Below are 24,924 nucleotides of genomic sequence, written 5' to 3'. Positions count from 1 at the left end.
AGGACGACAAGCGTGGGAGGTACCCCGTGAGCAGCACCCTCTTCCGGACGAAGAAGGTCGAGCAGTCCATCCTCGACACCGAGGAGCCAGAGCACGCGCTCAAGAAGTCCTTGTCCGCGCTGGATCTGACCGTCTTCGGCGTCGGCGTGATCATCGGCACCGGCATCTTCGTACTCACCGGCACTGTCGCCAAGGACAACGCCGGGCCCGCCACGGCCCTGGCGTTCGTCGCGGCCGGCGTCGCCTGCGCCCTGGCCGCACTCTGTTACGCCGAGTTCGCGTCCACGGTCCCGGTCGCCGGGTCCGCCTACACGTTCTCGTACGCCTCCATCGGTGAACTGCCCGCCTGGATCATCGGCTGGGACCTGGTTCTGGAGTTCGCGCTCGGGACGGCGGTGGTGGCCGTCGGCTGGTCGGGCTACATCCAGTCGCTGATGGAGAACGCGGGCTGGACGATGCCCACGGTCCTGGGCAGCCGGGAGGGCGCCGACGCCTTCGGCTTCGACATCCTCGCCGCCGCGCTCGTCCTCGTCCTCACCGGCATCCTCGTCATCGGCATGAAGCTGTCCGCGCGGATCACGTCGGTCGTCGTCGCCATCAAGGTGACGGTCGTCCTCGTCGTGATCATCGCGGGCGCGTTCCTCATCAACGGCGACAACTACGACCCGTTCATCCCGGAGGAGAAGCCGGTACCGGCCGGCTCCAGTCTCGACTCCCCGCTGATCCAGCTCATGTTCGGCTGGGCGCCCTCCAACTTCGGCGTGATGGGCATCTTCACCGCCGCCTCGGTCGTGTTCTTCGCCTTCATCGGCTTCGACGTCGTGGCCACGGCCGCGGAGGAGACCAAGAACCCGCAGCGCGACATGCCGCGCGGCATCCTCGGCTCCCTCGTGATCTGCACGACGCTGTACGTCCTCGTGTCGATCGTCGTCACCGGCATGCAGCACTACAGCGAACTGTCGGTCGACGCGCCGCTCGCCGACGCGTTCAAGGCGACCGGGCATCCGTGGTTCGCGGGCTTCATCAGCTTCGGGGCCGCGGTCGGCCTGACGACGGTGTGCATGATCCTGCTGCTCGGCCAGACCCGGGTGTTCTTCGCGATGAGCCGCGACGGGCTGCTGCCGCGGTTCTTCTCGCACGTCCACCCGCGGTTCAAGACCCCGCACCGGCCGACGATCCTGCTCGGCGTGGTCATCGCGGTGCTGGCGGGCTTCACGCCGCTGACCGAACTCGCCGCGCTGGTGAACATCGGCACGCTGTTCGCCTTCGTGGTCGTCGCCATCGGTGTGATCATCCTCCGCAGGACGCGCCCCGACCTGCCGCGGGCCTTCCGGACCCCGTGGGTGCCGGTCATCCCGATCCTGTCGGTGTGCGCCTCGCTGTGGCTGATGATCAACCTGCCCGCCGAGACGTGGGTGCGGTTCGGGTTCTGGATGGCCGCCGGGTTCATCGTGTACTTCCTCTACGGCCGCACGCACAGCCGCCTCGCGACAGGAGAGGAACCGCAGGCCGAGAACACGCCGTAGCCGCCGCCTCCCGTGCTGAGCTGCGGGCAATCGTAATCGTGCCTCCCCCAGGGCCTTGAGGGCCGGGGGGAGGCACCCCGCTACACCGGGCTCCTACGGCCGCACCGTCCGCGGACCCGCCACCTCCGCCCCCAGCTCCCCGACCCGACGCCGCAGCTCCCGGTCCGCCGTGACGACCAGTACGGACCGCTCAGGCGCCCTCGCGACCACGTCCACGATGTGATCGTCACCGCTGCCCGGTGCCGACTCCACCCGCACCCCCGGCACCGACTCCACCCCCCGGGCCGCCCCCTCCACCACGAGCAGGATCTCCACCGGCCCGGAGGCCCCCGGCACTCCGTCCGACGCCAACCGGTCCCGCAGCCGCTCCGCGGCACCCCGTCGGTCCCGCCACCAGCCGTCCGGTACCGACCCGACGACGTTCGCGGCGTCGACGACGACGAGGAGGGGCGCGTTGTCGTTCATGCGGCCAGGGTCGCACGGCGGTTGTCGGCCAGGCGGGGGCGGGCCGCGCGCGGAGCCGTCCCACCCGCATAAAGTGAACTGGTGAACGGCGACTGGCTCATCCGCGGCCGTGACGGCCGCCTCACCGTCTATCTGCCCTCCGGCGACGCCGTCCTGTGCCGTGCGGAACGTGGCCCCGCCGGCTCCTGGGACGCTCCCCGCACCGTCGGCGGCGGCCAGAAGCTGCACCCGGGCCCGGCGATCGGCCAGGGTGCCGACGGGTACACCCATCTGGCCGCCTGGCGGCCCACCGTGCCCGGCGAGTCGGGGCTCGTGCATTCGACGCACTTCCGGCCCCGGCTCGCGCCCCTGGACTGGGCATCGATCGGGCATCCGGACAAGAAGGGCGACCGGACGGGCCCGCCTGCCGTCGCCGTCGACTCGGCGGGGCGTGGCTATGTCTTCGTCCGTAACCGGGGCGGTGGGGTGAGCCTGCGCAACCAGAAGGTGAAGGGCGGCTGGGGGCCCTGGCAGAACCTCGAAGGGAATGACGTGGAGGGCGAACTCGCCGCCGTGACGGGGGAGTCGGGGCTGGTGGAGGTGTACGCCTCGGTGCCCGGCGGGGTGCTGCACTGGCGGCAGGAGGAGCACGGCAGGACGCCGGTGCGGACGGAGGGCGTCGAGGTGCCCGTCCGGCCGGGGACGCTCCGGGCGCTGGCCACGTCCGCCGAGCACACCACCCTCTTCTTCACGGACACCTCGGGCGACGTCTGCGCCTGGCGGCCGGGGGAGAAGCCGGTGACGCTCATCGCCTCCGCGGGACCCGGGCCGGTGTCCGCCGTGCGCTGTGACATCGACGGCCACGACTGCACCGTGCTCGCCCAGCGGTCGGCGAGCGGCCGGGTCGCCTTCGCCGCGTATCCGACCGAACAGGAGTCGGCCGGTGCCTGGTGGACCGAGTCCGGCCCTCAGCTGCCCTGCGACGCCGTGGTGGCGGTGGCGCTCGACGAGGAGGACGAGGTCGTCGCCGCCAGCCTCGCCCCGTCGGCCGGGAAGCTCCTGCTCGCGCGCCGCAAGGACGAACCGGGGCTGGCGCTCACCGCGTGGCAGGAGCTCTGAGCGGACCCACCCACATGCGAAGAGGGCCTCCGCACACCGCGGAGGCCCTCCTCACTCATCTCACCAGGCGGTTACGCCGGAACCGACGCCACGCCCTGCGCGAGGAACCGCTTGCCGTTGACCCGCTCGGAGACGCCCTCACGGTCCAGGTACGGCGTGATGCCGCCCAGGTGGAACGGCCAGCCGGCGCCCGTGATGAGGCACAGGTCGATGTCCTGGGCCTCGGCGACGACGCCCTCGTCGAGCATGATGCCGATCTCCTGCGCGACCGCGTCGAGCACGCGCTCGCGGACCTGCTCCTCCGTCAGGACGCTGTCGCCCTGCTTGAGGAGCGCGGCGACCTCGGGGTCCAGCTCCGGCTTGCCGGAGTCGTAGACGTAGAAGCCGCGCTTGCCGGCCTTGACGACGGCCGCGAGGTTCGGGGAGACCGTGAAGCGGTCCGGGAACGCCCTGTTGAGCGTCTCCGAGACGTGCAGGCCGATCGCCGGGCCGACCAGCTCCAGCAGGACCAGCGGCGACATCGGCAGACCGAGCGGCTCGACGGCCTTCTCGGCGACCGCGACCGGGGTGCCCTCGTCGATGACGTTCTGGATCTCGCCCATGAAGCGGGTCAGGATGCGGTTCACGACGAACGCCGGGGCGTCCTTGGTGAGGACCGCGGTCTTCTTCAGCTTCTTGGCGACGGCGAACGCCGTGGCCAGCGAGGCGTCGTCGGTCTTCTCGCCGCGCACGATCTCCAGGAGCGGGAGGACCGCGACCGGGTTGAAGAAGTGGAAGCCCACGACCCGCTCGGGGTTCTTGAGCTTCGACGCCATCTCCGAGACGGAGAGGGAGGAGGTGTTCGTCGCGAAGATCGCGTGCGCCGGGGCGACCGCCTCGACCTCCGCGAACACCTGCTGCTTGACGCCGATCTCCTCGAACACGGCCTCGATGATGAAGTCCGCGTCCGCGAAGCCCTCGGCCTTGTCCAGCACACCGGAGACCAGTGCCTTGAGGCGGTTGGCCTTGTCCTGGTTGATACGGCCCTTGCCGAGCAGCTTCTCGATCTCGGCGTGGACATAGCCCACACCCTTGTCGACGCGCTCCTGGTCGATGTCGGTCAGGACGACCGGCACCTCCAGGCGGCGCAGGAAGAGGAGGGCGAGCTGGCTGGCCATCAGGCCCGCGCCGACCACGCCGACCTTGGTGACCGGGCGGGCCAGGTTCTTGTCCGGGGCGCCGGCCGGGCGCTTGCCGCGCTTCTGCACCAGGTTGAAGGCGTAGATGCCGGAGCGCAGTTCACCGCCCATGATCAGGTCGGCGAGCGCCTTGTCCTCGGCGTCGTAGCCCTGCTGGAGGTCGCCGTTCTTGGCGGCGGCGATGATGTCCAGGGCGCGGTAGGCGGCCGGGGCGGCGCCGTGCACCTTGGAGTCCGCGATGAAGCGGCCCTTGGCGACGGCCTGGTCCCAGGCCTCGCCGCGGTCGATCGCCGGGCGCTCGATCTGGATCTCGCCCTTGAGGACCGTCGCGGTCCAGATCAGCGACTGCTCCAGGAAGTCCGCGCCCTCGAAGATCGCGTCGGCGATCCCGAGCTCGTAGACCTGCTTGCCCTTGAGCTGCTTGTTCTGGTTGAGGCTGTTCTCGATGATCACCGAGACGGCCTTCTCCGGGCCGATCAGGTTCGGCAGCAGGGCGCAGCCGCCCCAGCCCGGGACCAGACCGAGGAAGACCTCGGGGAGCGAGAACGCCGGCAGGGCCGCCGAGACGGTGCGGTAGGTGCAGTGCAGACCGACCTCGACACCGCCGCCCATCGCGGCGCCGTTGTAGTACGCGAAGGTCGGCACGGCCAGCTTGGACAGCCGCTTGAAGACCTCGTGGCCGCCCTTGCCGATGGCGAGCGCGTGCTCGTACTCCTTGAGGATCTCCACGCCCTTGAGGTCGGCGCCGACCGCGAAGATGAACGGCTTGCCGGTGATACCGACGCCGATGATCTCGCCGTCCGCCGCCTCCTTCTCGACCTGGTCGATCGCGGCGTTCAGGTTCGCCAGCGAGGCCGGGCCGAAGGTGGTCGGCTTGGTGTGGTCGTGGCCGTTGTCCAGGGTGATCAGGGCGAAGCGGCCGCCCGCGGCGGAGCCGCTTTCGGATGGCGTCAGCGGCAGGTCGAAGTGGCGTACGTGCGCACTCGTGACGACCTCGTCCGGGAACAGCTCGGAAGCCTGCTTCAGAAGCTCGGCGGTGGTGCTCACTTGTCCCCCTCGAAGTGCGGGTTCTCCCAGATGACCGTCGCGCCCATGCCGAAGCCGACGCACATGGTGGTCAGGCCGTAGCGGACGTGCGGCTGCTCCTCGAACTGGCGGGCCAGCTGCGTCATCAGCCGGACGCCGGAGGAGGCCAGCGGGTGGCCGAACGCGATGGCGCCGCCGTACTGGTTGACGCGCGCGTCGTCGTCGGCGATGCCGTAGTGCTCGAGGAAGGCCAGGACCTGGACGGCGAAGGCCTCGTTGATCTCGAACAGGCCGATGTCGGAGATCGACAGGCCGGCCTGGGCCAGCGCCTTCTCCGTGGCCGGGATCGGGCCGTAGCCCATGACCTCCGGCTCGACACCCACGAAGGAGTAGGAGACCAGACGCATCTTGACGGGAAGGTCGTTCTCCCGCGCGAACTCCTCGGAGGCGATGACCGAGGCGGTGGCGCCGTCGTTCAGACCGGCCGCGTTACCGGCGGTGACCCGGCCGTGCACACGGAACGGGGTCTTCAGGCCGGAGAGGTTCTCCAGGGTCGTGCCCGGGCGCATCGGCTCGTCGGCGGTGACCAGGCCCCAGCCCGTCTCGCCGGCCTCGGGGGAGGTACGGCGTACGGAGACCGGAACCAGGTCGGCCTGGATCTTGCCGTCGGCGTACGCCTTGGCGGCCTTCTCCTGGGAGCGCACGGCGTACTCGTCGGCGCGCTGCTTGGTGATCTGCGGGTAACGGTCGTGCAGGTTCTCCGCGGTCATGCCCATGAACAGGGCCGACTCGTCGACCAGCTTCTCGCTCACGAACCGCGGGTTCGGGTCGACGCCCTCGCCCATGGGGTGGCGGCCCATGTGCTCGACACCGCCGGCGATGGCGACGTCGTAGGCGCCGAAGGCGACGGAACCGGCGACCGCGGTCACGGCCGTCAGGGCGCCGGCGCACATGCGGTCGATCGAGTAACCCGGAACGGACTGCGGGAGACCGGCGAGGATCCCGGCCGTACGGCCGATGGTCAGGCCCTGGTCGCCGATCTGCGTGGTCGCGGCGATGGCGACCTCGTCGATCTTCTTCGGGTCGAGACCGGGGTTGCGGCGCAGCAGCTCCCGGATCGCCTTCACGACGAGGTCGTCGGCACGGGTCTCGTGGTAGATGCCCTTCGGTCCCGCCTTGCCGAACGGGGTGCGGACGCCGTCGACGAAGACGACGTCCCTGACGGTACGAGGCACGATGGCTCTCCTCCAGGGTCCGGAACTGCATTACTGCTGCGAGATGCGCTGAGCGCGCGCTCAGGCCCATGCTACTTATGGGTAACGTAGCTGCACAGTCCTGACAGGCGGAGCGGTGAAGGTCACACCCGCTGAGGGCAGCGCCCTGCTTTTCAGGGGCGCGGGGAACTGCGCGAGCAACCCGGCACGGCCTGCACAACCGTACGGCGCTCACCGAGGCGGCGCTGTGGATCCCCGAGGCGTCAGCACCGGTGTCGGCACAGGATGGGACCCACCCTCACCCCCGGTGATCACGGAGAACAGCGTCCGAGCCACCTCCGCCCCGAACCCGTGCACGTCATGACTCATCGCGGACAACGTCGGATGCGTCAGCCGGCACAGCTGCGAGTCGTCCCACGCCAGCAGCGACACGTCGTCCGGCACCCGCAGCCCCATCTCCGCCGCCACCGACAGCCCCGCCACCGCCATGATGTCGTTGTCGTACACGATCGCCGTCGGCCGGTCCGGCGGCGCGGCCGTCAGCAGGGACCGCGTCGCCCGCGCCCCCGCGTCCCCCGAGAAGTCCGTCGCGACCTGCCACGCCCCGGCCAGCGCCAGCGCCCCCGCCGCCTCGTCGAACGCCGCCGTCCGGATGGCCGTGTGCCCGAGGGCCGCCGCCCCGCCGACCCGGGCGATCCGCCGGTGCCCGAGCGCCGCCAGATAGCGCACCGCCTCCGTCACGGCCGTGGCGTCGTCCGTCCACACCGAGGTGAGGCCCCCGGTCAGCGAGGGATGCCCGACCGCGACCACCGGCAGCCCGAGCCGCTCCACCAGGCCCACCCGGGGATCGTCGGCCCGGAAGTCGACGAGGATCGAACCGCCGATCTGCCGCCCCCGCCACCATGCCTCCTGGACCCCGGTCTCCTCGTCCAGATTCCGTACGAGCCTCAGCAGCAGCGAGCAGGAGTGCTCGGCCAGCACGCTCTCGACACCCGAGACGAAGTCCATGTACCAGGGCTCCAGCCCCAGCATCCGGGCCGGCCTGCACACCGCGAGCCCCACCACGTCCACGCGTGAACCGGCCAGCGTCCGCGCCGTGAGGTTCGGCGCCCAGCCCAACTCCCGCGCCGCCCGGAAGATCCGGTCCCGGGTCGCCTCCGACAGGCCCGGCTTGTGGTTGAAGGCGAGCGACACGGCACCCTTGGACACACCGGCACGCGCGGCGACGTCCTTGATGGTGACGCGGGGGGCCGGCGTCGCCGTCATCGGGTGGGCTCCACGCAGTACAGGGCCGAACGGGCACGGAGAGCGTCCGGAGTCTTCCAGCCGCGCACCCCGATGGTCACCTCTTCGCCCGGCAGCAGGGTGACCAGCCCCCGGTCGGCCCGGGCCTCCGGATCCAGCCGGTCGGCCTGGAGCAGCAGGTCCCGGACCAGGGTGCGGGCGGTCACGGTGATACCGCCGGACGCGAGTGCGACATCGAACCGCGGTGCGGGGTAGGGGACTTCGCGGTCCGGTACCGGGAAACGGAGCGCCCGCAGGCCGTCCGCGTCCGCGACCAGGAACTCCTTCGGCCCGTCGGGCGTCAGCTCGGGCGGGACACCGACCCGGGCCACGGACCGCCGCCCGGCCGCGAGTTCCACCTCCGCCCGCCCCAGTACCTCGCCCTCGACGGACATCCGCCGCAGGGCCAGGGTCCCGGTCCAGTCCTCCGCGCCCTGGTTCACGGCGGCCAGCACCAGCCCGCCGTCCTCCTCCCGGAGCGTCAGCAACCGGTCCGCGTACAGCCGCTTCAGCTCGTGGTACAGCGGCTTCTCGCGCCCGTCCCCGTCGATCGCCGCCCACGAGGTCACCGGCCAGCAGTCGTTGAGCTGCCAGACGACCGTGCCCGCGCACACCGGCCAGTGCGAGCGCCAGTGCTCGATCCCGGCGGCGACCGCACGCGCCTGGTTGACCTGCGTCAGATAGTGCCAGCGGTCGAAATCCCCGTCCGGCACGGCGAAATGCCGGGCGAGTCCCCGTTCCAGTTTGCCGTTGCCGTCGTCGGCCTTCTGGTGCTGCAGCATGCCGGGGGAGTCCGGCGCGAGCGTCTCCCCGGGCAGCGCCCGGCGCAGGGTGGCGTACGCGGGCGGCGCCTGCCAGCCGAACTCGGCGACGAACCGCGGCACGCTCAGCCGGTAGTCGGCGTAGTCCTCGCGGTTCCACACCTCCCACGAGTGGTGCGTGCCGTGCGCCGGGTCGTTCGGATGGTGCCGCCAGGACCCCGACCAGGGGCTGCCCGCCGTGTACGGCCGGGTCGGGTCCAACTCGGCCACCACCCGCGGCAGCACGCCCAGGTAGTAGCCCTCGCCCCAGGAGTCCCCGGCCAGCCTCGGCTCCCACGCCCAGTCCCTGAAGCCCCACAGGTTCTCGTTGTTGCCGTTCCACAGCACCAGCGACGGATGCGGCATCAGCCGTACGACGTTCTCCCGCGCCTCGGCCTCCACCTCGCCGCGCAGCGGCTGCTCCTCCGGGTAGGCCGCGCACGCGAACGGGAAGTCCTGCCAGACCAGCAGCCCGAGTTCGTCGCAGGCGTCGTAGAAGTCCTCGCTCTCGTAGAGCCCGCCGCCCCAGATCCGTACGAGGTCCACGCCCGCCGCGGCGGCCTGCTCCAGCCGCTGCCGGTAGCGCTCGCGGGTGACGCGGGAGGGGAAGACGTCGTCGGGGATCCAGTTGACGCCGCGTGCGAAGAGCCGCTCGCCGTTGACGACGAGGGTGAACCCGGTGCCGTGCGCGTCGGGCCGCCGGTCGAGTTCCACGCTCCGGAAGCCGATCCGCCGCCGCCACACGTCCAGGGCGCCGCCCTCGCTCAGCAGCCTCAACTCGACGTCGTACAGCGGCTGTTCGCCATATCCGCGCGGCCACCACAGCTCAGCGTCCGGTACCCGCAGCCGGACCACCCCGTGTGCCCCGTCCAGCTCCGCGCGGGCCCGCACCCCGCCCACCGTCGCCTCCACGGCCAGCGGCGCTTCCACCCGGGTCCGCTCGACGTCGACGGCCAGTTCGACGACCCCCGCGCCCTCCTCGACGGTGACCAGCGGACGCACCCGGGCGATCCGGGCCGTCGACCAGTGCTCCAGGCGCACCGGCCGCCAGATCCCGGCCGTCACCAGGGTCGGCCCCCAGTCCCAGCCGAAGGAGCAGGCCATCTTGCGGACGTACTGGTAGGGCTCGGCGTAGGCGGCGGGCCGCTCACCCAGCCGTCCCCGCACGGCCTCGGCCTCGGCGTAGGCGGAGACGAACCGCACGGACAGCAGCCCGGACAGCCCCGTCACATCGAAGCGGTACGAGCGGTGCATGTTCCGCACCGTGCCCAGCTGCCGCCCGTCCAGGGAGATCTCGGCGATGGTGTCGAGCCCGTCGAAGACCAGGTCGGTCTGCTCCTGCGCGCCGGGGACCCCGAGCTCCCGCTCGTACGTCCAGTCCCGGCGCCCCACCCACGCCACCTCGGACTCGCCCTGGCCCAGGAACGGATCCGGGATCACCCCGGCCGCCATCAGGTCGGTGTGCACACAGCCCGGCACGGAGGCCGGCAGCCTGTCCGACTCGTGCCGCAGGATCCATCCGTCGCCGAGCGCTGTGGCCTCCAGCATGCGCACTCCCTTAACCGGTCCAGTGAAGAGTCGTGTCCAGGTTTCGCATCGTTGGCGGGAATCGGACTTTACCGGTTGAGGAAAGCGCTGTCAGAGTGCCGAACCAGCCATACCGCACGTGCTCTTCCGTCCCGAGTTCCTCTCCGCGAACGGAGCTGATGCACATGAACCGCCGTACCGTCCTCGCCCTCGCCGTGGGCGCCGCCCTGCTCGCCTCGGGCTGCACCGGTACCGGAGGCACCTCCAAGGGCGCGGATGCCGAGGCACCCGACGATCCCGCCAAGGTGACCGGGACCATCACCGTCCTCACCCACCGGACCGACCTCGTGCAGGACGGCACGATGAAGAAGTACGCCGCCGAGTTCAGCAAGACCTATCCCAAGGTGAAGGTCGAGTTCGAGGGCCTCACCGACTACGAGGGCGAGGTCAAGATCCGGATGAACACGGAGAACTACGGCGACGTCCTGATGATCCCGGCCGTGATCGAGAAGAAGGACTACCCGAAGTTCTTCGCCTCGCTGGGCACCCGGGCCGAGCGGAGCAAGAAATACCGCTTCACCGACTACTCCACCGTCCAGGACAAGGTCTACGGGCAGAGCCCGATCGGCGTGGTCCCCGGCTTCATCTACAACAAGAAGGTCTGGAGCGCGGCCGGCGTCACCGACTGGCCCACCACCCCGGCCGAGTTCCTCGACGACCTCAAGGCGATCAAGGACAGGTCCGAGGCGGTCCCGTACTACACCAACTTCAAGGACATGTGGCCGCTGACCCAGTGGACGAGTGTCAACGGCTCCGTCGGCTGCGACACCGGGGCCACCACGCGCCTCGCCGAGGGCGACCCGTGGGCCGACGGCGCCGACCTGCGCGTCGGCGACACGCTGCTGTACGACATCGTGAAGTCGGGTCTCGTCGAGAAGGACCCGACGACCACCAACTGGGAGGCCTCCAAGCCCAAGCTGGCCAAGGGCGAGATCGCCACGATGTGGCTCGGCTCCTGGGCGGTCGTGCAGATGCGGGACGCGGCGAAGCAGGCCGGCACCGACCCCGCCGACATCGGCTTCATGCCCTTCCCCGCCCAGAAGGACGGCACGTTCTGCGCGGTGACGTCCCCCGACTACCAGCAGGCCGTCAACGTCAACTCCGACCACAAGGCCGCCGCCCGCGCCTGGATCGACTGGTTCACCGACAAGTCCGGCTACGCGGACGCCAACCTCGCCCTCTCGCCTCTCAAGGACGCCCCGCTGCCCGACGTGCTGAAGCCCTACGAGGAGGCCGGCGTGAAGCTCCTCGACATCGACGACACCAAGGGCGCCGAGGTCAAGTCCATCGACAACCGGTCCGAGGTCGGCATCTACAAGCCCGACTACCGCCAGGACCTCGTCGATCTCGCCCGCGGTGCGCGCAAGGGCGGCCTGGACGACTTCCTCGCCGGACTCGGCGACAAGTGGACCGAGGCGCAGCGGAACCTGGGGTCCTGATGGCCCGGCCCATCCGGCGGTGGCGGGGCGTGACGCCCTGGCTGTTCCTCCTCGCCCCGCTCGTCCTGCTGATCACGTTCACCTACGCGCCGATCGTCAACATGGTCGCGTACAGCTTCACCGACTGGGACGGCGTCAGCCCGGAGCTGCGCTACACGGGCGCCGGGAACTACGCCGAACTCCTCACCCGCTCCGAGCTGTTCGAGGTGTTCTTCGTCAGCGGGTACTACCTCGCCGCGTCCGTGGTACAGATCGCCGCCGCGCTGTACTTCGCCACCGTCCTGAGCTTCAACGTCCGCTTCCGCAACTTCTTCAAGGGCGTGCTCTTCTTCCCGTACCTGATCAACGGCGTCGCCATCGGCTTCGTCTTCCTGTACTTCTTCCAGGACGGCGGCACCCTGGACGCGATCCTGGGCCTCGTCGGCTACGACGGCGACCGCGCCTGGCTCGGTACGCCCGCCTCGGCCAACGTCTCCCTCGCCGGCGTCTCGGTCTGGCGCTACATGGGCCTGAACTTCGTCCTCTTCCTCGGGGCGATCCAGTCCATCCCGGGGGAGCTGTACGAGGCGGCCGAGATCGACGGGGCGAACCGCTGGCAGCAGTTCCGCCACATCATCGCGCCGGGCATCCGGCCCGTGCTGAGCCTCTCGGTGATCCTGTCCGTCTCCGGGTCGCTGTCCGTCTTCGAGATTCCGTACATCATGACCGGCGGCGCGACCGGCACCGAGACCTTCGTGATCCAGACCGTGAAGCTGGCCTTCCAGTTCAACAAGACGGGCCTCGCCTCGGCGGCGGCCGTCGTACTGCTGCTGATCATCCTGGCGGTGACCTGGGTGCAGCGGCGCCTCGTCCCGGACGACAAGGTGGACCTCGTATGACGCGCCGCAGGGTGGCCCGGGCCCTCGTGTATCTGTCCCTGGTCCTCGCGACACTGGTGGTGTTCCTGCCGCTGGCCGTGGTCTTCCTGACCTCGCTGAAGACCTCCGGGGAGATGGCGGACGACAGCGGCGCCCTCACGCTGCCCGACGACCCGCTCAACTTCTCCAACTACGTGACGGCGTTCCAGGACGGCCGGATGCTCTCGGCGTTCGCCAACACGGCGATCATCCTGGTCGTCGCCATCGGGGGCACGATCCTGATCGGTTCGATGACGGCGTACGCCATCGACCGCTTCCGGTTCCGCTTCCGCAAGCTGGTCCTGGCCCTGTTCCTGGTCGCCGCGCTCGTCCCCGGGGTGACCACCCAGGTGGCCACCTTCCAGATCGTCAACAGCTTCGGCATGTTCGACAGCCTCTGGGCGCCGATCGCGCTCTACATGGGCACGGACATCGTCTCGATCTACATCTTCCTGCAGTTCGTGCGATCGATCCCGGTCTCACTCGACGAGTCGGCCCGCCTCGACGGGGCCAACGCCTTCACGATCTACCGGAAGATCATCTTCCCGCTCCTGAAACCGGCGATCGCGACGGTCGTGATCGTGAAGGGGATCAACGTCTACAACGACTTCTACATCCCCTTCCTCTACATGCCCTCCGAAGATCTTGGCGTGATCTCGACGTCCCTGTTCCGCTTCAAGGGCCCGTTCGGCGCCCACTGGGAGACCATCTCGGCAGGCGCGATCCTGGTCATCGCCCCGACACTGATCGTCTTCCTGCTCCTGCAGCGGTTCATCTACAACGGCTTCACCAGGGGAGCGACCAAGTGACCTAGGGCCTGTCGTTTGGATCAGGTCGCAGGAAATCGACCGTGCTGTTCGGCGCCGGTGAGCGGGGCTTGGTGCGTGCAGCTGCAAGGCGGAGGAGGGCGTCGACGCGATGGGGGCACCTCCCGCGCGAGCGCAGCCGAGCGTGGGGGAGTCGGCAACCGACGACAACGCGGCAGATGCGCGTGCCAAGCCCCGCGTCTGCGACGTGATCCAAACGACAGGCCCTAGGGGCGCGGGGAACTGCGCGAACAACCACAACAGGCCCGCAGCCGCCGTACGACGAACACCGCTACGGCGGCTAGGCCTCCTTGACGGCCAGCGCCTCCACCAGCACGGGCGTCACCTGCTCGACCTGCCACTGACGTGCACCGTGACCTGCCAGCGCGGCCGCCACAGACTCCGCGTCCACCACACCCGGCGGCTCCCAGCAAACCCGCCGCACCGTATCCGGCGTGATCAGATTCTCCTGCGGCATGTTGACCTGCTCGGCCAGGGCCGAGATCTTGGCCCTGGCCGCCGACAACCTCGCCGCGGCGACAGGGTCCTTGTCGGCCCAGGCCCGCGGCGGCGGCGGCCCCGCCACCGGCTGCCCCGGCTGCGGCAACTGCGCCTCGGTCAGCGCCTTCGCCCGGTCCACGGCCGCCTGCCACTGCTCCAGCTGCCGCTTGCCCGTCCGGTGTCCGAAACCGTTCAGCGCGGCGAGCGCGTGCACGTTGGCCGGAACCGCCAGCGCGGCCTCCACGATGGCCGCGTCCCCGAGCACCTTGCCGGGCGAGACGTCCCGCCGCTGCGCGATCCGGTCCCGGGTCTCCCACAGCTCTCGCACTACGGCCAGCTGCCGCCGCCGGCGCACCTTGTGCATGCCGGACGTGCGCCGCCAGGGATCCTTGCGGGGCTCGGGCGGCGGTGCCGAGGCGATCGCGTCGAACTCCTGGCGGGCCCACTCCAGCTTGCCCTGCCGGTCCAGCTCCTTCTCCAGCGCGTCACGCAGGTCGACGAGCAGCTCGACGTCCAGCGCCGCGTACCGCAGCCAGGGCTCGGGCAGCGGCCGGGTGGACCAGTCGACCGCGGAGTGGCCCTTCTCCAGGACGAAGCCGAGCACGCCCTCGACCATCGCGCCGAGGCCGACCCGGGGGAATCCGGCGAGGCGCCCGGCCAGCTCGGTGTCGAAGAGCCGCGTCGGCACCATGCCTATCTCGCGCAGGCAGGGCAGGTCCTGGGTGGCGGCGTGCAGCACCCACTCGACGCCGGAGAGGGCGTCGCCCAGGGCGGACAGGTCGGGGCAGGCCACGGGGTCGATCAGGGCCGAGCCGGCGCCCTCGCGGCGCAGCTGCACCAGGTAGGCGCGCTGGCCGTAGCGGTAGCCGGACGCCCGCTCGGCGTCGACGGCGACGGGGCCGGTACCCGCCTCGAAGGCGGCGATCACCCGGGCCAGGGCGGTCTCGTCCGCGATCACGGGCGGAATGCCCTCGCGCGGCTCCAGCAAGGGGGTCGGCGCCTCCGTAGCAGAAGATCCGCCGTCGTCCGGAGGGGCGCCTCCGGTGGTTCGCAGTGAGCTGTCTGCTGCGGTGTCGTGGGCGTCGGTCACATGTCAAGGGTATCCATGTATGGACAGCGCCCGCCGACGGAACGTTCCGTCGACGGGCGCTCGAGGGTCGCAAACCAGTCACGTCGGGGAAGTACGGGGTTCGCGAGCCGCGCGTGGGGTGAATGGGGACCGGCGGTCGATCCCGTTCAGGTGAGTGAATGATCACAAAGGGTCAGGACGGAGCGGATCAGTGGATGATCCCGGTCCGCAGCGCCACCGCCACCATGCCGGCGCGGTCGCCCGTGCCGAGCTTGCGGGCGATGCGGGCGAGGTGGCTCTTGACGGTCAGTGCGGACAGGCCCATCGAGACGCCGATCGCCTTGTTCGACTGGCCCTCCGCGACCAGGCGCAGCACCTCGACCTCACGGCCGGACAGTTCGCGGTAGCCGCCCGGGTGGCTCGGGGCACCCGGGGGGCGGCGGTGCAGACGTGCGGCGGCGGCGCCGATGGGGGCGGCGCCCGGCCGGGTGGGGAGCCCGACGTTGGTGCGGGTGCCGGTGACGACGTACCCCTTCACCCCGCCGGCGAGCGCGTTGCGCACGGCGGCGATGTCGTCGGCGGCGGAGAGGGCGAGGCCGTTGGGCCAGCCCGCGGCGCGGGTCTCCGACAGCAGGGTGAGGCCGGAGCCGTCCGGCAGGTGGACGTCGGCGACGCAGATGTCGCGGGGGTTGCCGATGCGGGGACGAGCCTCCGCGATGGACGAGGCCTCGATGACATCGCGCACACCGAGCGCCCACAGGTGGCGGGTGACGGTGGAGCGGACGCGCGGGTCGGCCACGACCACCATGGCGGTCGGCTTGTTCGGGCGGTAGGCGACCAGGCTTGCGGGCTGCTCGAGGAGAACGGACACCAGGCCTCCTGGGGTGCGGGACGGGGCCGGCTCGTGGGGATGAAGCCGGGACGAACCGTGCTTTCAAGGTCACAGTCGTCTTCGGCACCGAACCCGTCCGCCTTTAGAGAATGATCACGATTCGGTGATAACAATCCGTGCAATTCGGACACGCGGTCGATCATTCGAAGGTCGAACGGTTTCGCTCTGCGTCGGTACGCGGTCGAAAGTGGCCGTATCGACAAAGTGATTCGGCCAAGAGGGGGACGCGGGTGTGATCGTCGACAGGACAAACGTCGACCGCCCCCGCACAGGGTCGATCAGTGCGGGGGCGGTACGGGCGGTACAGGTGCTGTCAGCGGGACTGTGGCCCCCGCCGCTGCGGCAGGGTCACCACCGACGCGTCGCCGGGACCGGCCGGCGGCAGCCCCGCGACCTGGGCGAGCAGATCGCACCAGGCCGCCAGGTGCCCGGCCGTGTCCGGAACCCCGCCCAGGCCCTCGCGCGGCGTCCACGACGCGCGGATCTCGATCTGCGAGGCGGCCGGGCGCGCGGACAGACCGCCGAAGTAGTGCGAACTCGCGCGCGTGACGGTGCCGCTCGGCTCCCCGCACGCCAGCCCGCGCGCCTGGAGCGCACCGGTCAGCCAGGACCAGCACACCTCCGGCAGCAGCGGGTCCGCCGCCATCTCCGGCTCCAGCTCCGCGCGCACCAGCGTCACCAGCCGGAACGTACCCCGCCAGGCCTCGTGCCCCGCCGGGTCGTGCAGCAGCACCAGCCGGCCGTCGGCCAGGTCCTGGTCGCCGTCGACGACCGCCGCCTCCAGCGCGTAGGTGTAGGGGGCGAGCCGCTGCGGCGGGCGCGTCGGCTCGATCTCGATCTGGGGCCGCAGCCGCGCCGTCCTGAGCGCGTCGACAGCGGACCGGAAGGGCAGCGGGGCGGTGTCCGCCTCCCTCCGGTCGTTCTCGGTGTCCTTCGCCTCGTCCATTCCGCCAGCGCCGTCCGACAGTCGTCCCTGAGCCGCAGCCATGCGGGAAGATTACGGGGACCGGGCCCCGGGTGCCGGGCTAGACACCCCGCGCCTCTCCAGGGGCTGAATCGCGCTCCTTGACGGCGTGCGAAACTTGGCCCCGTGAGTGCCAACGACGCCCCTCGGGCCCAGCAGCCGTCCGTCACGTACGACTCAGCCTTCCTCAAGGCCTGCCGGCGCGAGCCCGTGCCGCACACTCCGGTGTGGTTCATGCGGCAGGCCGGGCGCTCACTGCCGGAGTACCGCAAGGTGCGCGAGGGCATTCCGATGCTCGAGTCCTGCATGCGGCCCGAGCTGGTCACCGAGATCACGCTCCAGCCGGTGCGCCGGCACGACGTGGACGCGGCGATCTACTTCAGCGACATCGTCGTACCGCTCAAGGCCATCGGCGTCGACCTCGACATCAAGCCCGGCGTCGGCCCGGTCGTCGAGCGCCCGATCCGCACCCGCGCTGACCTCGCGCAGCTGCGTGACCTGACCCCCGAGGACGTCTCCTACGTCACCGAGGCCATCGGCCTGCTGACGCGCGAGCTCGGCGCCACGCCCCTCATCGGCTTCGCCGGCGCCCCGTTCACCCTCGCCAGCTACCTCGTCGAGGGCGGCCCGTCCCGCACGTACGAGAACGCCAAGGCGATGATGTACGGCGACCCCGAGCTGTGGGCGGATCTGCTCGACCGCCTCGCGGACATCACGACCGCCTTCCTGAAGGTGCAGATCGAGGCCGGCGCCTCCGCGGTCCAGCTGTTCGACTCCTGGGCCGGCGCCCTGGCCCCCGTCGACTACCGGCGTTCGGTGCTGCCCGCCTCGGCGAAGGTCTTCGACGCCGTGGCCGGCTACGGCGTCCCGCGCATCCACTTCGGCGTCGGCACCGGCGAACTGCTGGGCCTCATGGGCGAGGCCGGCGCGGACGTCGTCGGCGTCGACTGGCGCGTCCCGCTCGACGAGGCCGTCCGCCGCGTCGGCCCCGGCAAGGCGCTCCAGGGCAACCTCGACCCCACCGTGCTGTTCGCCTCCACGGAGGCCGTCGAGGCGAAGACCCGGGAGGTCCTGGACAGCGCGGCGGACCTGGAGGGCCACATCTTCAACCTGGGCCACGGCGTCATGCCGTCCACCGACCCGGACGCGCTGACGCGGCTCGTGGAGTACGTGCACACGCACACGGCACGCTGACGGGGTATTCGGTGCGGCGGTGAACGCTGTCGTCGGGACGTGCGTATGTGTCGGCAACCGCCCGCGGCGCGGGGAAGGCGGGTCGCGGGGCCGACGTGAGGAACAGGCGATGAACGACCGAGTTACTCCCGCGATGCACGCCCTGCCCGACGGCGAGGCGGAGCTCACGCTGGTGGTGCGGCTGCCCTGGGAGGACGTGGCCCGCCTCGGCCAGGAGGCCGGGCGGCTGGCGTCCCAGATGCGGCGGCCCGTGACGCTGGAGGAGGCGGTGAGCCACCGGTTGCGTTCGTCGCGGGCCGCCGCGCATGCGAAGCCGGCGGGGGAGCAGCCGCCGGCGGTGACGGCTTCGGCGTCGGTGTCGTCCTTGCCGTCCCGGCCGCCGGCGGAGCAGGCGAGGCAGGCCATTGACCGGATCAACGGGACTGCCGGGACCGCGTAGGGGTTCGCCGTAGGGGTGCGGGTGCGTCGCCGGGTGCGGGCGCGCTGTGGTTGCTCGCGCAGTTCCCCGCGCCCCTTAACAGAAGGGCATTGCCCCGCCGCCCTATGAAGTCTCGCGGACTTTCGCCGCCGCCTTGCGGGCCGCTACCAGTACCGGGTCCCAGACGGGGGAGAAGGGTGGGGCGTAGCCGAGGTCCAGGGTCGTCATCTGTTCCGCCGTCATGCCCGCGGTGAGGGCGACCGCCGCGATGTCGACGCGTTTGCCCGCGCCCTCCCTGCCCACGATCTGGACGCCGAGGAGGCGGCCCGTGCGGTGTTCGGCGAGCATCTTGACCGTCATGGGCGAGGAGTTCGGGTAGTAGCCGGCGCGGCTGGTCGACTCGATGGTGACCGTCTCGTAGCGCAGGCCCACGCGGTGGGCGTCCTTCTCGCGCAGTCCCGTGCGCGCGATCTCCAGGTCGCAGACCTTGCTGACGGCCGTGCCGACCACGCCGGGGAAGGTGGCGTAGCCGCCGCCCGCGTTGGTGCCGATGACCTGGCCGTGCTTGTTGGCGTGGGTGCCGAGCGGGATGTGCCGTTGCTGGCCGGAGACCAGGTCGAGGACCTCGACGCAGTCGCCGCCGGCCCAGATGTTCTCGTACCCGCGCACTCGCATCGAGCGGTCGGTGAGCAGACCCCGGTGCGTGCCGAGCGGGAGGCCCGCCGCCTTCGCGAGCGTCGTCTCGGGGCGTACGCCGATGCCGAGCACGACGACGTCCGCCGGGAAGTCGCGGTCCTTCGTGGCCACCGCGCGTACCCGTCCGTCCTCGCCGGTCAGGATCCCGGTGACCTCGGCGTCGTTGACCATCCTGATGCCCAGGCCCTCCATGGCCTCGTGCACCAGGCGGCCCATGTCGGGGTCGAGGGTCGACATGGGCTCGCTGCCGCGGTTGACGACCGTCACCTCGTAGCCGCGGTTGATGAGTGCCTCGGCCATCTCCACGCCGATGTACCCGGCCCCCACGACCACGGCGCGACGGCCACGCGTGCGTGCCAGCGTGTCCAGCAGCGCCTGGCCGTCGTCCAGCGTCTGCACCCCGTGCACCCCGGGCGCGTCCATCCCGGGCAGGTCGGGCCGGATCGGCCGGGCACCGGTCGCGATCACGAGCTTGTCGTACGACGTCCAGGACTCGGCACCGGAGCCGACGTCACGCGCGCGTACCCGCTGCCCGTCGGGGTCGATCTCGGTGACCTCGGTGCGCAGCCGCAGATCGATGTCCCGCGCGCGGTGCTCCTCGGGAGTGCGGGCGATGAGCCGGTCCCGGTCCGGGACGTCGCCGCCCACCCAGTAGGGGATGCCGCACGCCGAGTACGACGTGAAGTTGCCGCGCTCGAACGCCACGATCTCCAGTTCGTCGGGCTTGTTCAGCCGGCGTGCCTGTGACGCCGCGGACATCCCCGCGGCGTCACCGCCGATCACGACCAGTCGCTCCCGTGTACCCCGCGTACGGCTCATGCTCATGCGAACACGCTACGGGAGCAGGGCATTTCAGTCCTGCTCGCCGGGCGTGCGCGGCTGCGCCGACTCCGGGGCCGGGCGGGCCGTCGGCAGTGGGCCCAGCGCGCTGATCGCGGGCGACGCGGGCCGCGGGCGGCGCGGGAGGCGGGGGCGGACGACACGCAGCCACAGCAGCGTGATCAGGGCCGCGACCGCGGCGAACGGCAGGACCGCGCCGAGGGCCACCGCGAGCCAGCGCAGCATCGTCACGAACGCGTTCCAGCCGCCCGCGAGCGCGTCCACGAAGCCCGGGTCGTCGTCCTTCGCCTCCTTCTTCTTCACCGGGGTCTCGGACAGGGAGAGGGTGATGGTGGCCAGGCTCGTGCGGTCCTTCAGGGACGTCTGCCGGGCCAGCAGCGCCTCCAGGTCGGCCTGACGGGTGCTCAGCTCGCCCTCCAGGGTCACCACGTCGCTCAGCTTGGTGGCCTGGTCCATCAGCTCGCGGATCCGGGCCACGCTCGCGCGCTGCGACTTGATCCGGCTCTCCACGTCCACGACCTGGTCGGTGACGTCCTCGGCCTTGGCGCTGCGGTCGAGGAGCTTGCCGGCGCCCTCCAGCTCGGCGAGGACCTCGTCGTACTTCTCGACGGGCACACGCAGCACGACCCGGGTCCGCTCGTGTCCCTCCCCGTCCCGGGTGGTGGTCTCGTTGCCGACGTAGCCGCCCGCGTTCTCGGTGCCGGTGCGGGCCTCGTCCAGGGCCTTCGGGACGTCCTTGACCCGCACGGTCAGCGAGGCGGTGCGGATGATGTGGTTCGCGGTGAGCTTCGGCGGGGCGGTCGCCCGGGCTCCGCTTCCCGCGGCGCCTGGCGCGGCCTCGTTCGCGCCGGACGTGTCGCCCGCCTTGCCGTCGGCCTGCGGGGCGGCGACTCCGCGGTCGGCGGAGCTGCCGGCGGAGTCCTCGCCCGCGCCGCTGCATCCGGTGAGCGCGAGGGCCGCGGCCAGCAGGACGGCGGCCAGAGCCGGGGCGGGGTGGCGTGCGGGTCGTCGTGTGCGCATGTGGGCTTCCCCCGGGGTTCGATTCCGCTGACGCTTCTTCGACGCCCGGGCGGCGCCGGACGTTTGGTCCGGGACGGTTCCGATGCGGTCACGGTCGGGACTCGTCCGGGACACCGGGGCACGGCGGCACTGTCAGCGGGGTCTGAGAGGCTGGATACATGCGCGAAGGTCAAGCCCGTGCGGGCACGGGACACGTCATCGTCATCGGGGCCGGCATCGCGGGCCTGGCCGCGGCACACCGGCTGCTGGAGCGCGGGGCGCGGGTGACCGTGCTGGAGGCCTCCGACCGGGTCGGCGGGAAGCTGCTGCCCGGCGAGATCGCGGGCGCGCGCGTGGACCTGGGCGCCGAGTCGATGCTGGCCCGCCGCCCCGAGGCGGTGGCGCTCGCGCGCGAGGTGGGCCTCACCGACCGCCTCCAGCCCCCGGCCACCGCCACGGCCTCGATCTGGACCCGGGGCGCACTGCGCCCGATGCCCAAGGGGCATGTGATGGGCGTCCCCGGCACCGCCGCCGCCCTGTCCGGCCTGCTGTCCGACGAGGGCCTCGCCCGCATCGAGCTCGACGCCGAGCTGCCCCGCACCGAGGTCGGGGACGACGTGGCGGTCGGGGAGTACGTGGCGGAGCGCCTGGGCCGCGAGGTCGTCGACCGCCTGGTGGAGCCCCTGCTGGGCGGCGTGTACGCGGGCGACGCGTACCGCATCTCGATGCGCTCGGCCGTACCCCAGCTCTTCGAGGCCGCCCGGGGCCACACCTCCCTGACGGAGGGGGTCCGCGAGATCCAGGCGAAGGCCGCCGCCGCCCAGCAGACCGGCCCGGTGTTCATGGGCCTCCGGGGCGGAGTGGGCACCCTGCCCCTCGCGGTGGCGGAGTCGGTCCGGGCCCGCGGGGGCGAGATCCTGACCGGGACGCCGGTGACGGAGCTGCGCCGCACCCCGACGGACGGCGGGTGGCGGGTCGTCTCCGGTGTGCACGTGTGGCACGCGGACGCGGTGGTCGTCGCCGTCCCCGCCCCGGCCGCCGCCACCCTTCTGCGTACCGACAGCCCCGGGGCCGCCGCCGAACTCGGAGCCGTCGAGTACGCCTCCATGGCCCTGGTCACCCTCGCCTACCGCCGCGCCGAGGCGGCCCTGCCCGACGGCAGCGGCTTCCTGGTGCCGCCGGTCGACGGGCACACCATCAAGGCATCGACCTTCGCCTCACGGAAATGGGGCTGGATCGACGACGAGAACCCCGACCTGCTCGTCCTGCGCACCTCCGTCGGCCGGTACGGCGAGACGGAGATCCTCCAGCGCGACGACACCGACCTCGTGGCCGTCTCCCGGCGCGACCTGAAGGCGGCGACCGGCCTGGACGCGACACCCGTCGAAACCCGCGTCACCCGCTGGGACGACGGCCTGCCCCAGTACCCGGTCGGCCACCACGCGCGCGTGGCCCGCGTCCGCGAGCACATCGCCGGACTGCCCGGGCTCGCCGTGTGCGGCGCCCCGTACGACGGCGTCGGCATCCCGGCCTGCATCGCGAGCGCCCATGCCGCCGTCGACCAGATCCACGGTGACCTGCGAGGTGTGGAGGAGCTCACCGCCCACCCGGTGCAGAGCCTGCACGGCGGAGCAGGAGAATGAGGACATGAGCAACGACGCCTCCACCCCCGAGACCGGCAGGATCCCGAACAAGGGCAAGCTGGCCAAGGACCTCAACGAGGTCATCCGCTACACGCTCTGGTCCGTCTTCAAGCTGAAGGACGTCCTCCCCGAGGACCGCGCCGGGTACGCCGACGAGGTCCAGGAGCTGTTCGACCAGCTCGCCGCGAAGGACGTGAAGATCCGCGGCACGTACGACGTCTCGGGCCTGCGCGCCGACGCCGATGTCATGATCTGGTGGCACGCGGAGACCAGCGACGCGCTGCAGGAGGCGTACAACCTCTTCCGCCGCACGAAGCTGGGCCGCGCGCTCACACCGGTGTGGTCGAACATGGCGCTGCACCGCCCCGCCGAGTTCAACCGCGCGCACATCCCGGCGTTCCTCGCCGACGAGACGCCCCGGAACTACGTGAGCGTCTACCCCTTCGTGCGCTCCTACGACTGGTACCTGCTGCCCGACGAGGACCGCCGCCGCATGCTCGCCGACCACGGCAAGATGGCCCGCGGCTACCCGGACGTGCGCGCCAACACCGTCGCCTCGTTCTCCCTCGGCGACTACGAGTGGCTCCTCGCCTTCGAGGCCGACGAGCTGTACCGCATCGTCGACCTCATGCGTCACCTGCGCGCCTCCGAGGCCCGTATGCACGTCCGCGAGGAGGTCCCGTTCTTCACGGGCCGCCGCAAGGACGTCGCCGAACTGGTCGCCGGTCTGGCCTGATCAGCGGCGCCGTCGCTCGGCCCCGGGCTTCTCCGGGGCCGTCGCACGCGGCTCGGGTTCGGCGTGCGGTGCGCACTGCGCGCTCCGCCCCGGCAGCCGGCCCTCCAGCAGGTACGCCTCCAGGTGGCCGTTGACGCAGGCGTTCGGACCGCCCGCCAGGCCGTGCGCGCCCGCGTTCCGCTCCGTCACCAGGACCGAGCCCGCGAGGCGGCGGCGGAGTTCCAGGGCGCCGTCGTAGGGCGTGGCGGCGTCCCGCTCGGCGGCCAGGATCAGCGTCGGCGGGAGTTCGCCCGGCGCCGTGCCGACGTCGAGCGGCCGTTGCCGCGGTCCCCGCCAGTAGGCGCAGGGCAGGTTCGTCCACACGTTGTCCCAGGTCTCGAACGGTGCCGTCCGGGCGAGCCGGGTGTTGTCCCGGTCCCACACCCTCCAGTCCGTCGGCCAGGGGGCGTCGTTGCACTCGACGGCCAGGTACACCGCGTGGGTGTTCTCCGCCTCGGCGGCCGCTTCCGGATACCGGCTCGCCTGCTCGACCAGCGGTTTGGGATCGCCCTTGAGATACGCCGAGAGCGCGTGCGCGAGGAGCGGCCACTGGTCGTCGTAGTACCCGGCCTGTAGGAACGCCTCCTGCAACTGCCCCGGCCCGACCTTCCCGCCGGCCGGCTCGGCGGTCAGCCGCGCGTTCGCACGCTCGTAGCGGCGCTGTACCTCCCGCGCGGTCCTGCCCAGCCCGTACACGCCGTCGTGCCGGGCGACCCACCTCCGGAAGTCCCGCCAGCGGCCCTCGAACGCCGCCGACTGGGCGAGGTTGTTGCGGTACCAGATCTCCGCCGGGTCGGGGTCGACGACCGAGTCGAACACCATCCGCCGTACGTGCGCGGGGAACAGCGTCGCGTACAGGGCCCCGAGGTAGGTGCCGTACGACGAGCCCAGGAACGTCAGCCGCGTCTCGCCGAGCGCGGCGCGCAGTACGTCCAGGTCGCGGGCGTTGTTCAGCGAGTGGTAGTGCCGCAGCGCGCTGCCGGCCCGCTCGGCGCAGCCGCGCGCGTACGCCTTCGCCTGCGCGATGCGTTCCCTCTTGAACGCCGGAGAGGGGTGCGTCTGCGCCTGGGTGGGCGCTTTGAAGAACCGCTCGGGGTCCTGGCAGGACAGTGGCGCGGAAGGGCCGACGCCGCGCGGGGCGTAGCCGATGAGGTCGTAGGCGGCCGCGAGCCGCTTCCACTCGGGGAGCAGCCCGACGATCGGGAAGTACAGGCCGGTGGCGCCGGGCCCGCCGGGGTTGTAGACCAGGGCGCCCTGCCGGCGGACCTCGCGCTTGCTGTTGTGCGGGTCCTTCCGCGTGGCCCGGGTCCGGCTGACGGCGAGTCGGATCTGTCGGCCGTTCGGCTGCGCGTAGTCCAGCGGGACGGTCACCGTGCCGCACCGCATGCCGCCCGGCAGGTCCTGCGCGTCGTCGCACGGCCCGAACCGGACACCGGCCGCCTTCGCGCGCGCGGCGGCCACCGCGGTGCCGTGCGACTCGGGCGCGGCGGACCGGCCCTCGATGCCCGGGGCCGCGGTCAGGGTGCTCAACAGCAAGGACCCCGCTGCCGAGTAGAGGAGGGCGGCTCTCATCGCGTTTCCCTTCGGTGCACGGTGGCGACAAAAGGGATGTTT

General features: G+C 71.4%; 20 protein-coding genes. 9 read left to right on the top strand and 11 right to left on the bottom strand.

Features of this window, described 5'->3' with window-relative positions; translation table 11 throughout:
• Positions 1-26: 26 nt before the first annotated feature.
• Positions 27-1,526, top strand: a complete 1,500-nt coding sequence (locus ACZ6I3_RS36060) for an amino acid permease (protein ID WP_469420494.1) — start codon at positions 27-29, stop codon at positions 1,524-1,526.
• A gap of 93 nt (positions 1,527-1,619) precedes the next feature.
• Here the strand turns inward: ACZ6I3_RS36060 and ACZ6I3_RS36055 are convergent, their stop codons facing one another.
• Complete coding sequence (locus ACZ6I3_RS36055) at positions 1,620-1,991, bottom strand: PIN domain-containing protein (protein WP_469420493.1); 372 nt, start codon at positions 1,989-1,991, stop codon at positions 1,620-1,622.
• An 81-nt stretch (positions 1,992-2,072) separates the two neighbouring features.
• Between ACZ6I3_RS36055 and ACZ6I3_RS36050 the strand changes: the two genes are divergently transcribed.
• Complete coding sequence (locus ACZ6I3_RS36050; protein WP_469420492.1) at positions 2,073-3,089, top strand: PLL family lectin; 1,017 nt, start codon at positions 2,073-2,075, stop codon at positions 3,087-3,089.
• Positions 3,090-3,160: 71 nt separating this feature from the next.
• Here the strand turns inward: ACZ6I3_RS36050 and ACZ6I3_RS36045 are convergent, their stop codons facing one another.
• The 4 genes from ACZ6I3_RS36045 to ACZ6I3_RS36030 form a co-directional block, all read right to left on the bottom strand.
• Positions 3,161-5,314 (bottom strand): 3-hydroxyacyl-CoA dehydrogenase NAD-binding domain-containing protein, encoded by a 2,154-nt coding sequence (locus ACZ6I3_RS36045; protein WP_469420491.1) that lies wholly within the window; start codon positions 5,312-5,314, stop codon positions 3,161-3,163.
• Entirely contained in the window at positions 5,311-6,528 is a 1,218-nt protein-coding gene (locus tag ACZ6I3_RS36040; RefSeq protein ID WP_469420489.1) for a thiolase family protein, read from the bottom strand. Before ACZ6I3_RS36040 ends, ACZ6I3_RS36045 begins: the two co-directional genes overlap by 4 nt.
• A gap of 210 nt (positions 6,529-6,738) precedes the next feature.
• A complete protein-coding gene (locus ACZ6I3_RS36035) occupies positions 6,739-7,773 on the bottom strand; it encodes a LacI family DNA-binding transcriptional regulator (protein ID WP_469420487.1) in 1,035 nt (344 codons plus the stop codon).
• Positions 7,770-10,139, bottom strand: a complete 2,370-nt coding sequence (locus tag ACZ6I3_RS36030; protein ID WP_469420486.1) for a glycoside hydrolase family 2 protein — start codon at positions 10,137-10,139, stop codon at positions 7,770-7,772. The genes ACZ6I3_RS36035 and ACZ6I3_RS36030 overlap by 4 nt, the downstream gene beginning before the upstream one ends.
• 164 nt (positions 10,140-10,303) lie before the next feature.
• On the opposite strand from ACZ6I3_RS36030, the gene ACZ6I3_RS36025 reads away from it, so the two are divergent.
• Genes ACZ6I3_RS36025 through ACZ6I3_RS36015 form a run of 3 tightly spaced genes read left to right on the top strand, consistent with a single transcriptional unit; the run spans position 10,304 to position 13,322 of the window.
• A complete protein-coding gene (locus ACZ6I3_RS36025; RefSeq protein WP_469420484.1) occupies positions 10,304-11,617 on the top strand; it encodes an ABC transporter substrate-binding protein in 1,314 nt (437 codons plus the stop codon).
• Entirely contained in the window at positions 11,617-12,495 is an 879-nt protein-coding gene (locus ACZ6I3_RS36020) for a carbohydrate ABC transporter permease (protein ID WP_469420482.1), read from the top strand. The genes ACZ6I3_RS36025 and ACZ6I3_RS36020 overlap by 1 nt, the downstream gene beginning before the upstream one ends.
• On the top strand, positions 12,492-13,322 hold the full coding sequence (locus tag ACZ6I3_RS36015) for a carbohydrate ABC transporter permease (RefSeq protein WP_469420480.1): 831 nt from the start codon (positions 12,492-12,494) through the stop codon (positions 13,320-13,322). Before ACZ6I3_RS36020 ends, ACZ6I3_RS36015 begins: the two co-directional genes overlap by 4 nt.
• A gap of 298 nt (positions 13,323-13,620) precedes the next feature.
• On the opposite strand, the gene ACZ6I3_RS36010 is transcribed toward ACZ6I3_RS36015, so the two are convergent.
• The 3 genes from ACZ6I3_RS36010 to ACZ6I3_RS36000 all read right to left on the bottom strand — a co-directional run bounded on the left by ACZ6I3_RS36010 (position 13,621) and on the right by ACZ6I3_RS36000 (position 16,769).
• Positions 13,621-14,910, bottom strand: a complete 1,290-nt coding sequence (locus ACZ6I3_RS36010; RefSeq protein WP_469420478.1) for a ribonuclease D — start codon at positions 14,908-14,910, stop codon at positions 13,621-13,623.
• Positions 14,911-15,097: 187 nt separating this feature from the next.
• The gene (locus tag ACZ6I3_RS36005) at positions 15,098-15,760 is read right to left on the bottom strand and encodes a response regulator transcription factor (RefSeq protein ID WP_184589340.1); all 663 of its coding nucleotides are present in this window, start codon (positions 15,758-15,760) and stop codon (positions 15,098-15,100) included.
• A gap of 334 nt (positions 15,761-16,094) precedes the next feature.
• The gene (locus ACZ6I3_RS36000) at positions 16,095-16,769 is read right to left on the bottom strand and encodes a DUF3000 domain-containing protein (protein WP_469420475.1); all 675 of its coding nucleotides are present in this window, start codon (positions 16,767-16,769) and stop codon (positions 16,095-16,097) included.
• 102 nt (positions 16,770-16,871) lie between these two features.
• On the opposite strand from ACZ6I3_RS36000, the gene hemE reads away from it, so the two are divergent.
• Together hemE and ACZ6I3_RS35990 are read left to right on the top strand one after the other, a co-directional pair.
• Complete coding sequence (gene hemE, locus ACZ6I3_RS35995) at positions 16,872-17,939, top strand: uroporphyrinogen decarboxylase (RefSeq protein ID WP_469420473.1); 1,068 nt, start codon at positions 16,872-16,874, stop codon at positions 17,937-17,939.
• Positions 17,940-18,048: 109 nt separating this feature from the next.
• Positions 18,049-18,378 carry a hypothetical protein gene (locus ACZ6I3_RS35990; RefSeq protein WP_184589326.1) on the top strand — a complete coding sequence of 110 codons (330 nt, stop codon included), beginning with the start codon at positions 18,049-18,051 and terminating at the stop codon, positions 18,376-18,378.
• Between the two features lie 102 nt (positions 18,379-18,480).
• On the opposite strand, the gene ACZ6I3_RS35985 is transcribed toward ACZ6I3_RS35990, so the two are convergent.
• Positions 18,481-19,878, bottom strand: coding sequence for an FAD-dependent oxidoreductase (locus tag ACZ6I3_RS35985; RefSeq protein WP_469420472.1), 1,398 nt, complete (start codon positions 19,876-19,878; stop codon positions 18,481-18,483).
• A gap of 27 nt (positions 19,879-19,905) precedes the next feature.
• On the bottom strand, positions 19,906-20,913 hold the full coding sequence (locus tag ACZ6I3_RS35980) for a DUF4349 domain-containing protein (RefSeq protein WP_469420470.1): 1,008 nt from the start codon (positions 20,911-20,913) through the stop codon (positions 19,906-19,908).
• A 158-nt stretch (positions 20,914-21,071) separates the two neighbouring features.
• Between ACZ6I3_RS35980 and hemG the strand changes: the two genes are divergently transcribed.
• Both hemG and hemQ read left to right on the top strand, forming a co-directional pair.
• The gene (gene hemG, locus ACZ6I3_RS35975; RefSeq protein ID WP_469420469.1) at positions 21,072-22,535 is read left to right on the top strand and encodes a protoporphyrinogen oxidase; all 1,464 of its coding nucleotides are present in this window, start codon (positions 21,072-21,074) and stop codon (positions 22,533-22,535) included.
• Between the two features lie 4 nt (positions 22,536-22,539).
• Positions 22,540-23,271 carry a hydrogen peroxide-dependent heme synthase gene (gene hemQ, locus ACZ6I3_RS35970; protein ID WP_469420468.1) on the top strand — a complete coding sequence of 244 codons (732 nt, stop codon included), beginning with the start codon at positions 22,540-22,542 and terminating at the stop codon, positions 23,269-23,271.
• Here hemQ and ACZ6I3_RS35965 read toward each other — a convergent pair whose 3' ends face one another.
• Complete coding sequence (locus ACZ6I3_RS35965) at positions 23,272-24,882, bottom strand: alpha/beta hydrolase (protein WP_469420466.1); 1,611 nt, start codon at positions 24,880-24,882, stop codon at positions 23,272-23,274.
• Between the last annotated feature and the right edge of the window lie 42 nt (positions 24,883-24,924).

The sequence above is a fragment of the Streptomyces sp. NPDC041940 genome (assembly GCF_055589465.1).
This window is presented reverse-complemented; position numbering and strand designations above follow the sequence as displayed.

Excerpts from the sequence above, each read along its gene's own strand:
- ACZ6I3_RS36055 (WP_469420493.1), bottom strand. The coding sequence starts at position 1,991 with ATGAACGACAACGCGCCCCTCCTCGTCGTCGTCGACGCCGCGAACGTC.
- ACZ6I3_RS36035 (WP_469420487.1), bottom strand. The coding sequence starts at position 7,773 with ATGACGGCGACGCCGGCCCCCCGCGTCACCATCAAGGACGTCGCCGCG.
- ACZ6I3_RS36030 (WP_469420486.1), bottom strand. The coding sequence starts at position 10,139 with ATGCTGGAGGCCACAGCGCTCGGCGACGGATGGATCCTGCGGCACGAG.
- ACZ6I3_RS36025 (WP_469420484.1), top strand. The coding sequence starts at position 10,304 with ATGAACCGCCGTACCGTCCTCGCCCTCGCCGTGGGCGCCGCCCTGCTC.
- ACZ6I3_RS36020 (WP_469420482.1), top strand. The coding sequence starts at position 11,617 with ATGGCCCGGCCCATCCGGCGGTGGCGGGGCGTGACGCCCTGGCTGTTC.
- ACZ6I3_RS36015 (WP_469420480.1), top strand. The coding sequence starts at position 12,492 with ATGACGCGCCGCAGGGTGGCCCGGGCCCTCGTGTATCTGTCCCTGGTC.
- ACZ6I3_RS36000 (WP_469420475.1), bottom strand. The coding sequence starts at position 16,769 with ATGGCTGCGGCTCAGGGACGACTGTCGGACGGCGCTGGCGGAATGGAC.
- ACZ6I3_RS35990 (WP_184589326.1), top strand. The coding sequence starts at position 18,049 with ATGAACGACCGAGTTACTCCCGCGATGCACGCCCTGCCCGACGGCGAG.
- ACZ6I3_RS35985 (WP_469420472.1), bottom strand. The coding sequence starts at position 19,878 with ATGAGCATGAGCCGTACGCGGGGTACACGGGAGCGACTGGTCGTGATC.
- ACZ6I3_RS35980 (WP_469420470.1), bottom strand. The coding sequence starts at position 20,913 with ATGCGCACACGACGACCCGCACGCCACCCCGCCCCGGCTCTGGCCGCC.
- hemG (WP_469420469.1), top strand. The coding sequence starts at position 21,072 with ATGCGCGAAGGTCAAGCCCGTGCGGGCACGGGACACGTCATCGTCATC.
- hemQ (WP_469420468.1), top strand. The coding sequence starts at position 22,540 with ATGAGCAACGACGCCTCCACCCCCGAGACCGGCAGGATCCCGAACAAG.
- ACZ6I3_RS35965 (WP_469420466.1), bottom strand. The coding sequence starts at position 24,882 with ATGAGAGCCGCCCTCCTCTACTCGGCAGCGGGGTCCTTGCTGTTGAGC.